Source organism: Neobacillus sp. FW104-15D2 (assembly GCF_058790155.1).
In genome coordinates, this window is the sequence record NZ_JBYTCJ010000002.1 from 267574 (window position 1) to 281348 (window position 13775).

Annotated in this window: 11 protein-coding genes; 2 read left to right on the forward strand and 9 right to left on the reverse strand. The window is 39.9% G+C overall.

Annotation, left to right across the window (positions count from 1 at the left end):
• Positions 1-211: 211 nt before the first annotated feature.
• Positions 212-2362 (forward strand): cell division protein FtsA, encoded by a 2151-nt coding sequence (locus AC3WR0_RS03015; RefSeq protein WP_492550913.1) that lies wholly within the window; start codon positions 212-214, stop codon positions 2360-2362.
• Positions 2363-2474: 112 nt separating this feature from the next.
• Here AC3WR0_RS03015 and ytxJ read toward each other — a convergent pair whose 3' ends face one another.
• The 3 genes from ytxJ to AC3WR0_RS03030 all read right to left on the reverse strand — a co-directional run bounded on the left by ytxJ (position 2475) and on the right by AC3WR0_RS03030 (position 3982).
• Positions 2475-2804: a bacillithiol system redox-active protein YtxJ gene (ytxJ, locus tag AC3WR0_RS03020; protein WP_492550914.1), complete on the reverse strand. Its 330-nt coding sequence runs from the start codon at positions 2802-2804 to the stop codon at positions 2475-2477.
• A gap of 162 nt (positions 2805-2966) precedes the next feature.
• Positions 2967-3485, reverse strand: coding sequence for a YtxH domain-containing protein (locus AC3WR0_RS03025; RefSeq protein ID WP_492550915.1), 519 nt, complete (start codon positions 3483-3485; stop codon positions 2967-2969).
• Between the two features lie 11 nt (positions 3486-3496).
• The gene (locus AC3WR0_RS03030) at positions 3497-3982 is read right to left on the reverse strand and encodes a DUF948 domain-containing protein (protein ID WP_027322073.1); all 486 of its coding nucleotides are present in this window, start codon (positions 3980-3982) and stop codon (positions 3497-3499) included.
• A gap of 252 nt (positions 3983-4234) precedes the next feature.
• Here AC3WR0_RS03030 and AC3WR0_RS03035 point away from each other — a divergent pair, with 252 nt between their 5' ends.
• Positions 4235-5350 carry an aminopeptidase gene (locus AC3WR0_RS03035; RefSeq protein ID WP_492550916.1) on the forward strand — a complete coding sequence of 372 codons (1116 nt, stop codon included), beginning with the start codon at positions 4235-4237 and terminating at the stop codon, positions 5348-5350.
• Positions 5351-5572: 222 nt separating this feature from the next.
• On the opposite strand, the gene murC is transcribed toward AC3WR0_RS03035, so the two are convergent.
• The 6 genes from murC to AC3WR0_RS03065 all read right to left on the reverse strand — a co-directional run bounded on the left by murC (position 5573) and on the right by AC3WR0_RS03065 (position 13695).
• On the reverse strand, positions 5573-6874 hold the full coding sequence (murC, locus tag AC3WR0_RS03040; protein ID WP_492550917.1) for a UDP-N-acetylmuramate--L-alanine ligase: 1302 nt from the start codon (positions 6872-6874) through the stop codon (positions 5573-5575).
• Positions 6875-7235: 361 nt separating this feature from the next.
• The gene (locus tag AC3WR0_RS03045) at positions 7236-10232 is read right to left on the reverse strand and encodes a DNA translocase FtsK (protein ID WP_492550918.1); all 2997 of its coding nucleotides are present in this window, start codon (positions 10230-10232) and stop codon (positions 7236-7238) included.
• A 159-nt stretch (positions 10233-10391) separates the two neighbouring features.
• Entirely contained in the window at positions 10392-11192 is an 801-nt protein-coding gene (locus AC3WR0_RS03050) for a DUF1444 domain-containing protein (RefSeq protein ID WP_492550919.1), read from the reverse strand.
• A gap of 377 nt (positions 11193-11569) precedes the next feature.
• Positions 11570-11884 carry a thioredoxin family protein gene (locus AC3WR0_RS03055; protein WP_027322078.1) on the reverse strand — a complete coding sequence of 105 codons (315 nt, stop codon included), beginning with the start codon at positions 11882-11884 and terminating at the stop codon, positions 11570-11572.
• A gap of 133 nt (positions 11885-12017) precedes the next feature.
• Positions 12018-12527, reverse strand: coding sequence for a DUF84 family protein (locus AC3WR0_RS03060; protein ID WP_492550920.1), 510 nt, complete (start codon positions 12525-12527; stop codon positions 12018-12020).
• 94 nt (positions 12528-12621) lie between these two features.
• Positions 12622-13695, reverse strand: coding sequence for a M42 family metallopeptidase (locus AC3WR0_RS03065; protein WP_492550921.1), 1074 nt, complete (start codon positions 13693-13695; stop codon positions 12622-12624).
• Positions 13696-13775 lie beyond the last annotated feature (80 nt).

Sequence of the window (13775 nt, forward strand, 5' to 3'; positions counted from 1 at the left end):
TAACTCACAAGTAAAAAAAATGCTAAGATAGGGTTTACCATTCAATTCTGAATCCTCTTTAATGCCCAATAAAAGTGTGGTACCATTTTTATTAGAATTAGGCTTTATTATAAAGGAAGCATTTTAATTTGTCATCATTTTTCTTTAATAATTAAACGCTTTTAAGTAATAAAGTAATTTATGTTTTCAGATTAAAGAAGGTGAACACATATTGACAAATACAGATAGAATATTTGCTTTGGATATAGGAACTCGGTCAGTAGTCGGTATTATCCTTGAAAAGGATGGCAATATTTTTAAAGTTATTGATATCCTCTCCTTGGAACACACTGAACGCGCCATGCTTGATGGTCAAATTCATGACATACCGGCTGTCTCCAAAATAATTAGCCATTTAAAGTCCGAGCTCGAGAAAAAATACGGACCTCTTAAGAAGGTATGTGTGGCAGCAGCTGGCCGCTCCCTTAAAACTGTAGCAGCCAAGGTGGATGTGGAAATTAATGGCAAACCCATTATGACTCGGGATGATATTTTGCATTTAGAGCTTACCGCCGTTCAGAATGCACAGGCATTAGCAGCTGAACAAAATAATCATTTACACTATTATTGTGTCGGTTATTCCGTCCTTTATTACCGTCTCGATGGCCAGGAGATTGGAAGCTTAATCGACCAGTCTGGAAAAGAAGCTTCTGTAGAAATTATAGCAACCTTCCTCCCTCGAGTTGTTGTGGAATCACTAATGTCTGCTCTCAGCAGGGCTGGGCTTGAGATGGAGGCCTTAACACTTGAGCCTATTGCGGCCATTAACGTTCTAATTCCGCCTTCCATGCGAAGGCTAAATGTTGCTCTAGTTGATATTGGTGCAGGAACCTCCGATATCGCCATTACGGATAAAGGAACTGTGATAGCATATGGAATGGTGCCAGTAGCGGGAGATGAAATAACGGAAGCAATAAGTGATCAATTTCTTCTGGATTTCCCACTAGCCGAAAAAGCCAAAAGAGATGTACATAGTAAAGAGCTGATCAACATTACTGACATTCTTGGTTTTGATGCAGAAATTACAAAAGAAGATTTTGTCAGGGCAATATCTGACTCACTGGACCAGCTTGCAGAGGCAATATGCAAGGAAATTCTTTTATTAAATAATCAGAAGGCACCAAAAGCCGTAATGCTTGTTGGAGGCGGCAGCCTTACACCTGATCTGCCTTTAAGGATCTCCAAAAAGCTTCAGCTTCCTGAAAACCGTGTGGCGGTAAGGGGAATAGAGGCAATTTCAGGATTAACCGTAGCTGAGCACATTCAAAAAGGACCCGAACTTGTAACACCTATTGGAATAGCAGTAGCTGCAAAAAATGCCCCTGTTCAGTATGCATCTGTTTATGTGAATGGACAGCCAGTCCGTTTATTTGAGATTCAAAAATTAACGATTGGTGATTGTTTACTTGCAGCGGGAATCAAAATGAACCAGTTATACGGAAAACCAGGGCTGGCCAAATTGGTTTCACTTAATGGAAAAGTAATTACTATTCCGGGGAAATTAGGCGATCCCCCATCCATTTACAAAAATGGCAAAATAAGTTCACTCAATGAGAATGTAGAAAATGGGGACCAGCTTTGTGTAGAAAGAGGCACAGACGGAGAGGAAACCCCAATGAAAATCGGAGACCTGATTGACCACCTTCCATCCAAAACTATTTTTATAAATGGGGAAAGGTATGAAGTACGCCAAAGGATTATATGCAATGGCATCGAATCTTCTGCTGAAGGACTATTAAAAGACCGTGATGAAGTTATTATTGAAGAGACTCAGACAATTGAAAAGGCCATGAAACTCCTTCAAAAAGAGAAACTTCTTTTAGATCTGATACCCTTTGAAGTTAAAATAAATGGAACACGAATTAAAGTCGCTTCCCTCTCAGGCAGGATTATAAGTAATGGAAAAATGGTCTCAAAGGAGCATACCTTTGAGGATTTAAGCGATATTAAAATTTCTCCTGCTGGTAAGTGTAATGTAGGAGAACTGGCAGAGTCTCAGGGAATTATACTAAACGAAACCATTCCCATTTTTTTCAATGGACAAAAAGTGGTCCTTTCTAAATTTGCAGCTCGCCTTTTAAGAAATGGACACATTTTGAGTGAGGAAGATATCGTCTTTAACGGTGACAATCTAACACTCGAAAAAAAAGAGCCCGAACCGTTTATTTTTCAGGATCTTTTCAATAAGGTAGAGATACAGTATCCAGCAAAAGCAGAAGGAAGCTATAAGCTTTTGAAGAATGGGGAAGAAACAGCATTTTTTGATACACTTGCCCCCGGGGATCATCTAGAAATTGTCTGGCCACAAACTAATAAACACTAATGGTTAGAAATAGAGCACTAAAAACCTTGTTTGGGTTTATCTACAAGATTAAATCTAGCTTCCATAACAATAAGAATGCCGAAGGGTAAAACTCCCCTTCGGCTGTTTTGTTTTATTTTGCACTAAATGCTTCTTTAAGCGCTTTATTAGTAATTTTCCAATGGGAGGCATTCCATGCAGGTGCTTCATCGGAAAATAAGATAGCCTGAGGAGACTCATGTTTAATCCCAAATCTCTCGGCGATATGATTTGAAAGCGAGCGTGCTTCTTGTACGACTAAGTAGTAGGCAGGAGCCCCTTCACTGTCAGAAGCAAATTTCTGATATTCCTCGTAGGCTGCATGACTAATAGGACAGGTAGAGCTATGTTTCAGTAACATAAAGCTTTTTTTATCGCTGATTAAATTATCCAATTCCTCTACAGACTCGATTTTTTCAAGCATATTGATTCCTCCATTCATAATGGCCTAACAGCTCCATACTGGAGCCTGAAAAATAAATCATACACAAACTAACAAAAAGCGGGGAGAAACTCCCCACTTCCTGTAAATTTACTATATCACTGTCATTGGATTTAATACAAATGATCAATCCGATGAATAGCTTTAGCGATTCAGCTTGCTTTCTTCCTCATCCAAAGCTTTCTTTGCTTCTTCTAACTTTCTTCTTACATCCGTATCGTCTGCCAGTGTTAGGTCATCAAAGTCCGCAGAGGTGCTTTCCTGAACAGGAACCGGATTAATGGAAATATACTCAGTTTCCTTCTGATTGGTTTCAGAATCCTCGGAACCTGTGAGGCTCTTTGCCTTATTAAGCAGGTTGTCCTTTTGTTGAGAAACAGTTTGTGTAATTGAAGCTGATTTTTCTTTTGTCATATTAACAATATCAGTACTTTTACTTACAACATTATCTTTTAACTGAACTGTTTTTTCTTTTACAGAACCTGCCTGCTGGTTAATTGTATCTCTGAGTTCCCTGCCGGACTTTGGTGCAAGGAATAGTGCAGCAGCAGCACCAACCAAACCTCCAATAACAGCTCCCACCATGAATTCTCTTGATCCCATACTGCTTTCGTTTCTCACTTGATTATTATTTTCTCTTGTTTCGTGGTCTTTTCCTGCCATTTTAAAACCTCCTATTGCTCTCTTGAACGGAATTTTTCGCGTTTTGTCACTGTCAACTCAGGTTCTGGCAGGGCCATTACCTTTTGTTCTTTTCTTGACTTCCACTTATCCTTAAGCTCAAGGACTACATTGCTCCATTGCATTACCTGGGAGATTTTCTCCTTGTTCTGGTCAATTTGCTTGTCGACCGTATTGGCAATGTTCTGTATGGAATGGTTAAATTTGTGGACTGCCTTTCCCACATCTTTAACAGCATCGACCACCGTATTCAGACTCTCTGATTTTTTAGTTATATCATCAGCTAGCGTGTTGGTCCTATGTAGCAGTGCTGTTGTCTCCTTTGTAACTCCGTCAAGCTGACCTTCAAGTCCCATTAAAGTTGATGAAACACTTTCAAGAGTTTTCTGAAGTGACTTTAATGTTTTTGATAAATAGATGACAAGTACAAAAAAAGCAACCGCAATAAGGGCTACACTTAAATATAAAATAATTTTCATCTCATGCACCTCCATTATATCTACAATTATGTATTACCCATAGAAGCAGGAAATAAACCGGGCGATATACTAAGCTGAAACAAGAGAACAAATAAGCTACCTTTAATTTTAAACTATTTCAATAACCTTCGCCTATTTTCCTGCCGAGGTTTCTAAAAAACATTTTAATGGAGTTCCATGTATTAAACATTATGTTAAAACTCGGTTACAATAGTAATGTATAACATATTTACTTCAGGAGGCAGATATTTAGTGAGAGACCCAAGAGTTGAAACATTGGCCAGAAATTTAATTAACTATTCAGTTCGATTGCAAAAAGGAGAAAAAGTACTGATTGAGAACTTCGGTCTTCAGCGCGAGCTTGTGACTGCGCTTGTAAATGAAGCCTACAAAGCTGGCGGTTATCCTTTTGTTCTATTAAAGGATCAGCAGGTAGATCGTTCTTTATTAATGGGCGCACAGGAAGAGCAGTTTAGTATGATTGCTGATTTTGAAGCACAGGTTATGAGCAAAATGGATGCATACATAGGCTTGCGTTCAGGCGATAATATCAACGAACATGCTGATGTTCCTGATGAGAAAATGAAAATACATGGTTCCACTGTTGGTAAAAAAGTGCACAGGGATATCCGGGTTCCAAAAACCAAATGGGTTGTTCTTCGTTATCCAAATTCTGCAATGGCCCAGCTTGCTAAAATGAGCACAGAGGCTTTTGAAGACTTTTACTTCGAGGTATGTAATCTTGATTATGGTAAGATGGGTGCTGCGATGGACAGTTTAGTAGAACTAATGAATCGTACGGATAAAGTCCGATTGACCGGACCGGGAACCGATCTTACTTTTTCCATTAAAGACATTCCGGCCATTAAATGTGCGGGACAGCTCAATATTCCCGATGGAGAGGTGTACACAGCACCAGTCCGTGATTCAGTAAATGGAGTTGTTACCTACAATACTCCTTCTCCGTATCAGGGCTTCACTTTTGAAAATGTTAAGCTAACCTTCAAAGATGGAAAAATAGTTGAAGCTGAGGCAAATGACAGTGAACGGATTAACAAAATTTTTGATACCGATGAAGGTGCACGCTATGTCGGTGAATTTGCCATTGGTGTAAACCCTTATATTCTTAATCCAATGCAGGACATCCTTTTCGATGAAAAAATTGATGGAAGCTTCCACTTTACTCCCGGCCAATGTTACGATGATGCATTTAATGGAAACCACTCCAATATTCACTGGGATATGGTTAATATCCAACGCCCTGAGTATGGCGGAGGGGAAATTTATTTTGACGATGTGCTAATCCGCAAGGACGGCCGCTTTGTGATTCCTGAATTAGAAAAACTAAATCCGGAGAACTTAAAGTAAAATAATAGAAGAAGGGGTAACTATTGAATCTATAGTTACCCCTTCTTCTATTTTGGGTTAAATTAAGTTACTAAGTTCAGCTTTAGTTATTGCTTTTGGTCTTTTCACTTCATTTAGGAGCACTATGTTTGGCCTGAGTACCCCTTTTCCCTTTTTAGACTACTTGGCCGTTCTTTACTCCAATAACGCAAAAAGAGGGTGTCCTTTCGGACACCCTCTTTTTTACACTGTTAATAACTTTTCATATGCTTCCTGGAACTTTTGGATATCTCCCGCTCCCATGAAAATAATGACACTGTTTTCATGTTGCTGGAGCATGGATGTATTTTCTTCGTTAAGAATTTCGGAATTGTTAACTTTATCCTGAAGATCCTTAATGGACAATTTACCATGATTTTCTCTGGCTGAGCCAAAAATTTCACATAGATATACCTTGTCGGCAATATTCAAACTATCAGCAAAGTCCTGAAGGAAGGTTTGGGTCCTTGTAAATGTATGCGGCTGGAATACCGCAACAATCTCTCTATCAGGATATTTTTGTCTTGCTGAATCGAGTGTAGCCTTAATTTCTGTTGGGTGATGCGCATAGTCATCAATAAGAATTTGAGAGCCCATTGTTTTTTCGGAGAATCTTCTTTTTACACCCTGAAATGTTGTAAGGCGTTCTTTTACAATTTCAGTGTCCAATTCCTCGTAATGGCAAAGAGCTATAACTGCCAGTGAGTTTAAAACATTATGAGTTCCGAAAGTTGGAATAGAAAAAGTATCAAAAAACGTATTTCTGATAAAAACATCAAAAGTAGTTCCTTCTGGTGTATTCACTACATTTTTCGCCTGATAATCATTTTCTTCCCCAAGCCCATAAAATAATACCGGAACCTTAGCCTGGATTTTTTGAAGCTGTTCATCGTCACCACAAGCAATGATGCCCTTCTTTACCTGAAGAGCCATTTCCTGAAACGCAGAGAACACATCTTCAACATTGGCAAAGTAATCAGGATGGTCAAAATCAATATTCGTCATGATCGTATAATCAGGAAAATAGGATAAGAAATGTCTTCTATATTCACATGCTTCGAAAACAAAATATTCAGCACCTTCCTCACCTTTTCCTGTTCCGTCTCCGATCAGGAAAGAGGTGGGCTTAACCCCTTGCATAACATGCGCAAGTAACCCAGTTGTGGACGTTTTTCCGTGTGCTCCCGTTACTGCGATACTTGTAAAGTTTTGCATGAAGTCTCCCAAAAAGCGGTGATAGCGGACGACAGGTAGGCCAAGCTTCATCGCCTCCTGAATTTCCTCATGCGTATCTGGAAAAGCGTTACCCGCAATAATGGTCAATCCCGGCTGTATATTTTCTTTTTGAAAGGGAAGGATCTTTATTCCTGATTGTTCAAGAGCCTGCTGAGTAAAAAAGCGCTTTTCGACATCGGAGCCTTGCACGTCGAACTTCATGTCGTGCAGAACTTGTGCCAGCGCACTCATTCCAGACCCCTTAATACCTACGAAATGGTGAGTAGTCATGTAAAGAACCTCCAACCAACGTCTATCTGTAAAACAGTATATGACATCTATCTGTAATTGCTCATTGTACCAGAGTTATGTACTCGGCGTATGAGGTTTAACATATTAAAATATTATAGCATAACCTTTTAAATACGGGGAATTCTGCGCAAACAATCATATTCCCCCTTTTACGTTTTCCTAAACCTGCTGCTTGTCTGCTTTTATACGAAACACTGATACAGCAAGGTTTAGGATGGTTTTTTATTTTCTTTCGGCAAAATATTTTCTTTTATTATTTGTCTTTTTTGGAAAAAGATACCCCTTATTATATTAATGCGATAGTACTTGAATCCACCTTACCGAAAGGGAAAAGGATTTACTAGAAGGCTCCTGCCTCCTGGATCGATTCCAAATCGGCCTCCGAAATTAGGACTTCCCTTGGCTTGCTTCCTCTTGCTCCTGAAATATACCCTTGCTTCTCCATCATATCCACTAGTCTGGCAGCCCGATTGTACCCAATTTTAAAGCGTCGCTGCAGGCTGGAAGTAGATGCACCGCCCTGGTCAATCACAAACTCGCAAGCTTCATAAAACAACTCATCTTCCTCTTCTGTTATCTGGGCTTTTTTCAGCAGTTCCTCTTGTTCAAATAAATAATTCGGTGCCTGCTGCTCTCTTGCGTGGGCAACAACAAGATCAATTTCTTCATCTGATACAAAAGTTCCCTGCAGCCTGACAGGCTTAGAAGAACCATTTTCAAGGAAAAGCATATCTCCACGGCCAAGAAGCTTCTCTGCACCGCTAATATCTATAATCGTCCTTGAATCAATTTGGGATGAGACAGAAAATGCAATTCTTGTTGGAACATTCGCTTTAATTAATCCTGTAATAACGTCAACAGATGGCCTCTGGGTAGCAATAATAAGGTGAATACCGCATGCCCTTGCTTTTTGGGCAATTCGGCAAATGGCTTCCTCAACATCTGCCGGGGACATCATCATCAAATCAGCCAGCTCATCAATAACAATAACAATGAATGGAAGCTTTTCCGAATATCTCTTATGCTGTAAAGCTAATTCATTGAACCTGCCAATATCCCGGACTCCTGCATGGGCAAATAACTCGTAGCGGCGTTCCATTTCCTCAACTGCCCATTTTAGTGCAGCCGTAGCTGCTTTTACATCTGTAATAACCGGGCTGACTAAATGAGGGATTTGGTTATAAGGAGCCAGTTCCACCATTTTGGGGTCAATCAGAAGCAATTTAAGATCTTCAGGACTCGCTTTATACAACAAACTAATCAGAATGGTATTAATACAGACACTTTTACCTGAGCCTGTAGCACCTGCAATCAGGCCATGAGGCATCTTTTTCAAATCAGTGATGATTGGCTTGCCTGAGATATCCAGCCCCAATACAGCTGTCAAAGGAGATGTGCTGTCCCGAAAGACGCTGGTCTCGATAATTTCGCTGATTGGAACAGGCCTTGAAATTTGGTTGGGAACTTCAATACCGATCGTATGCTTGCCTGGTATGGGCGCTTCGATCCTTATATCCTTCGCAGCCAAGCTAAGTTTAATGTCATCTGAGAGATTTGTAATCTTGTTAACTTTGACTCCTGGCTCCGGCTGTACTTCAAAACGTGTGACTGACGGCCCTTGAGTTACGTTTACTACCTTAGCACCAACATTGAAATTGTGAAGAGTCTGATTTAAAAGATCTTCCTGGCTTTTAAGCCACTCATTATCAATTGCATTTGAAACAGGAGGATTTAACAAGCTCCGTTCCGGATAATGATATCGCATCAAGTCACTGTCATCTTCAAAATCATTATTTAATGGTTCACTAGAAGAAGGCATTTCGGTTTTCATTGGGACTTCTGGAGATTTATTATTTAAAATCTCCTTTGATGGCTTAATGGTTTCTCTTCTTCCGATACTTTTTTGTTCCCATTTGCGTTTATCCTGCTTTAACATCATAACGTTAAATGGCAAATGGCTTCGTCGTGGCTGTTCACGTTCCTGAACAGTCTCCTGTTTTGCTTCCGTTTCTATTATTGGCAAATCTTCATTAGCTTCTTGATTAATAGTTTCAGGCTTTAACTCTGCGGCAGAAGGCACAGTTTCATCCTTTGCTTGTTGAGCTTCTTCAGGGAGCTCTTCATGAATGAAATTTTCCTTCGTTTCCCCGCTGAGTGTCTCCTCTTCCACGAAGCTTAGTGAGTTGCTTAGCGAAATGTCCATGTTTTCCATATTTCCAAGGACTTGATCCTGCTTTGATATATTTGACTGGTCTCCTGAATAATTAATTTTCTCAGATAGAGGTGGGGTGTCCTCTGAACTAGACCTAATAACGAGTGTTTCAATCACCTGACTGGAAATTTTTCTATCATCATTTTTAAATTCATCATCAGACAAGATGAGCGCTTCTTCCACAGTTGGAATAAGCATTTTGCCTTCGATTACTTCATCTTTAAATTCATCATCCGACAAGATAGGCACTTCTTCCTCAGTTGGAATGAGCATTTTGCCTTCGATTACTTCATCTTTAAATTCATCATCCGACAAGATAGGCGCTTCTTCCTCGGTTGGAATAAGCATATTGCCTTCGATTACTTCATCTTTAAATTCATCATCCGACAAGATAGGCGCTTCTTCCTCAGTTGGAATGAGCATTTTGCCTTCGATTACTTCATCTTTAAATTCATCATCAGACAAAATGGGCGCTTCTTCCTCAGTTGGAAATTTCACTATGCCTTGAATTACTTCATCCTCATTAACGGAACTTTTAGTTTCCATTTCGTTTTCCACAATGTCTTTATAAGTCTCCTTCCCGGAAACTATGTTTTCTCGAGAAAGAACTTTTTCTTCAACTAATTGAATTGCTTTTTCTTCAACTGCATTGACCGCAGGTATTTTATTTTGAAGCGTCTCTCCCATGCTAAAGTTGGTGAGCTCATGTTCTACAACCTCAATAGGCTTTGGCTTAGCAAATCCAAAAACAGGAGAAGGAATTTCCGTCGGTCTAAATGGATGTCCAGTCTTTTGCGGAGTCACCTGTTTTTTAACAACGGGTGGTGGCGGGCTTGGCCTTTGCACTTTTGGGATTTTAGTATTTTCTTCTTTTATCGTTTCTTTTACAGGCTCCCGGCTTCTTCTTTGGCTTACTATTTTTGATTTTCCATCAGGAATAAGCGGAAATCGGAAGTTTCCTTTTGGATACTGATAAACAACCTTAGCTTCCACTTCCTTACCCTTTTGGCTGCGTTTCAATGGGACCTGTTTCTCAACAGGCTCGATGGCTGCTTGGCTATGTATGTCATCTTCCAAATCTTCATGTCCTTTAAACATTTGGAGAATATTTTGAATCCAACTCAACATTATCACTCTTTCTTCTTTCCTCTATATCATTCTATTTTAGCAGTATTTCGAAAAAATTCGACAGAAAACTGCAGAATAGGCCTAAATACTTGCAAACTGTAATTTTTGTTATATAAGACAATGAAAAAAGACCACCTATAAAGTGATCTGCTTTCATTAACGTTTTCGATTTTTCCCTAAAATAAAGATGGGTTCAAGACTTCCATTTTCATATAGAAAGGACAAAGCAGTCACAGGCACAGGACCATTTGCGAAAAACCCCATTGTCATTTGAGCCAAAATGTCATAACCGGTATCATTTTGAATATCAGCAATTATAAGGACGTCCTGATGGGGAACAGCTAAAGCCATCGTCCCGGTTATCTTTTTTTGCATTTCATTTAGAAACACTTTGTTCAAGATGCGGCTTGCATCATACCCATCCTTGGAGTTCAGGAAATAGAATACATTTCCTGCTACATGATCCTCTTTTAATGGTACAGGAAGAGAGCGGACATTAAACATGGCTATTTCCCTGATTCTTGCTTCGTCCCAGCCTTCTTTTTTAATAATCCTGGAATCAATCAGGCGATAAGTGTTTCCCATGTCATATGCGTATAAAATTCTTGTTTCGGCTGTGTGTTCATCGAATAAAAAAGGAACCCCTTCTTCTGCTTCAGTTGGAAATGAGGTAGAACGGATAACAGGAAAAATCTTTTTTTCATGCTCAGTTAGCTGGATCTGCCCTTCCATTGCAGAAAGTCCCTCACTAATATAGTAAACCACTTCATCAATGGCTTTTTCTTTCTGTGTGTACCATTTGGCAATAATCCCGCCAAGTGAGACAGTAATCCCTTTTCCCGTTTCTCTGCTCTCAATTCTTAGCTGGTCCTTTTCCCTGTCATAGGATATCTTTCTATCTTCCTGCTTAAGACGCTCTTCCAGCAGTTTTTTCATAACAATACTGTCCATCTTCATTGCTACCCCTCGTTTCTCTGAAGTAATTCTACAATTAGAAAAACTTGGCATTCGCCAAGTCCTTTTTGGCGGATGCCTTAGTTTTGCTTATGCGTTCAGAATTTATGGATATAAATTCTGATTAGCTAACAAAAGGCGTAAGCGCCCTGGGAAGATGCTAAATCGCCACGTCCTCGAAAAAGCTGTGCTTTTCCTTCGTGCGATGATTAAGCTGACGAAGCTTTCCTTGTCCCGTGGCAACGCCTTCCTGACCCACATTGGGCGCTGGAGCTAGATTACAATAACCTAGTTCGGAGTTATATACAAGGCAAAAATCTAAAATTACCTAACGATAAAAAACCTCCACCTCAAAATGAGATGGAGAGGGATGCTTCGGTTTATTGCAAGCCCGTTAAAAATCCTGTAATTTCTTCAGGAGTTTTTCTGTCCTTACTTACGAAACGGCCAAGCTCTTTTCCATTTTCAAAGCCGATAAAGCTCGGAATTCCATAAACATCAAGTTCTTGGCAAATCTCGATAAACTTATCACGATCTACATGAATGAAAGTGAATTCTTCAAATTGTTTTTCAATATCAGGTAAAACAGGTTCGATCACCCTGCAGTCAGGGCACCAATCTGCAGAAAATACAAATAAATACTTGCCTTCGTTTTTCATTTGCTCATATTGTTCCATTGATTCTAATTCTTTCATCCCAATTCCTCCTGTTCGCTCGTTTTTTATCATCATAACAGTCTATTTGGTATCGGGTCTAATATTTGAACCGGACTCTTCACCCATTTTTATCTTTCCCCCATGGGCTCCAATAAAAACAAAATTCTTTGGTCTACTTAGTACGGAATTGATATTGTCCTAAAAGCAGTTTCATGATATGAGTAAACATTTCAGCTCTATCAATAAACCCATTCGTAAAGATACCTATTGCGCCTTCTTTTTTTCGTACATTCTGTTTTCTTGCATAGTCATCCATTACAGGCCCTAGTTCTTCTCCGTCCCTTAATCTAACCGCGATTTCTTCCGGAAGCAATATTCTTGCTCCTCCTGCAATAATAGGTGGAATCCCTTTTGCCGCAAGCGCTCCCCAGTTTGATAAAAACAGCCCGTGGCTTGTCTCCTGAACCCCGCCTTCAAGGCCAATACCAAAATCGCCATCAGCGTTTTCCAAAGATGCCATAGCACGATTAACAGCACCTTTTATTGTTTCCTCATCAGAAAAAGGCATGGCATTAACACCAGAGGAAACATCCAAAGAGATAAACTCTGCCTGTAGATTTAAAAAAGCATTTTTAACTGCCTCAATTTTTGCAGGATTTTTTGAGCCAATGACTACTCTCATGCTGATTCTCTCCTTTAAAAAACAATAACCTCGTTTTCGTCAAATCCAGCAAAAGAGGGCATGGTGAATGCCCTCCTCCGCTTCTATATATTTTTTAACTGTTAGATTTGATTGTATCCACCGTCGTTTTATCGCAAGCTTTAACAAGCTTTACCAATAATTCCTTTGCAGCCGCATAGTCATCCACATGAATGATAGAGCCGCTGGTATGAATATAGCGAGAGCAAATACCGATAACAGCACTCGGCACTCCCTCATTGGAGGTGTGGACTCTTCCTGCGTCGGTTCCACCCTGGGAAACAAAATATTGATAGGGGATCTTATTGGATTCTGCTGTATCAAGAACGAATTCACGCATTCCCCTGTGTGTTACCATGGATCTGTCGAGAATTCTCAGCAAAGTACCTTTTCCTAGTTGGCCAAATTCATTTTTGCTTCCTGACATATCATTGGCCGGGCTGGCATCCAAGGCAAAAAAGATATCAGGGTTGATCATATTAGAAGCCGTCTGTGCTCCTCTTAAACCTACTTCTTCCTGTACAGTGGCCCCGGAATAGAGAATATTTGGCAATTGAACGTCACTTAGTTCCTGCAGTAGTTCAATTGCCAGTCCGCAGCCATAACGGTTATCCCATGCTTTAGCAAGAATTTTTTTCTCATTCGCCATTGGGGTGAATGGGCAAATCGGCACGATTGATTGTCCCGGACGAATTCCAATTCTTTCAGCATCTGCACGGTCATCTGCTCCAATATCTATCAGCATATTTTTGATTTCCATTGGCTTGTTTCGTTTTGCTTCATCGAGAAGATGTGGAGGGATAGAACCAATAACACCAGTAACAGGCCCATTTTTTGTTAAAATTTGTACTCTTTGTGCCAGAAGAACCTGGCTCCACCAGCCACCCAGAGGCTGAAAACGGAGCATTCCATTATCCGTAATAGCAGTAACCATGAAGCCTACTTCATCCATATGGCCTGCAACCATAACCACAGGGCCACTTTCAGAGCCTTTCTTTACTCCAAAGATGCTTCCAAGATTATCCTGAATGATTTTATCTGCATATGGCTCAAGCTGCTCTCTCATAAATTTCCTGACTAAATGTTCATCTCCCGATACTCCCGGAAGCTCTGTAAGTGTTTGGAAAAGCTTTAATGTTTTCTCGTTCATGTCCAGGCTCCTTTTCATTTAATGCTTATATGTATACATTCATTTTACAGAAACATCTGAATTCTTTCCACCATATTGAT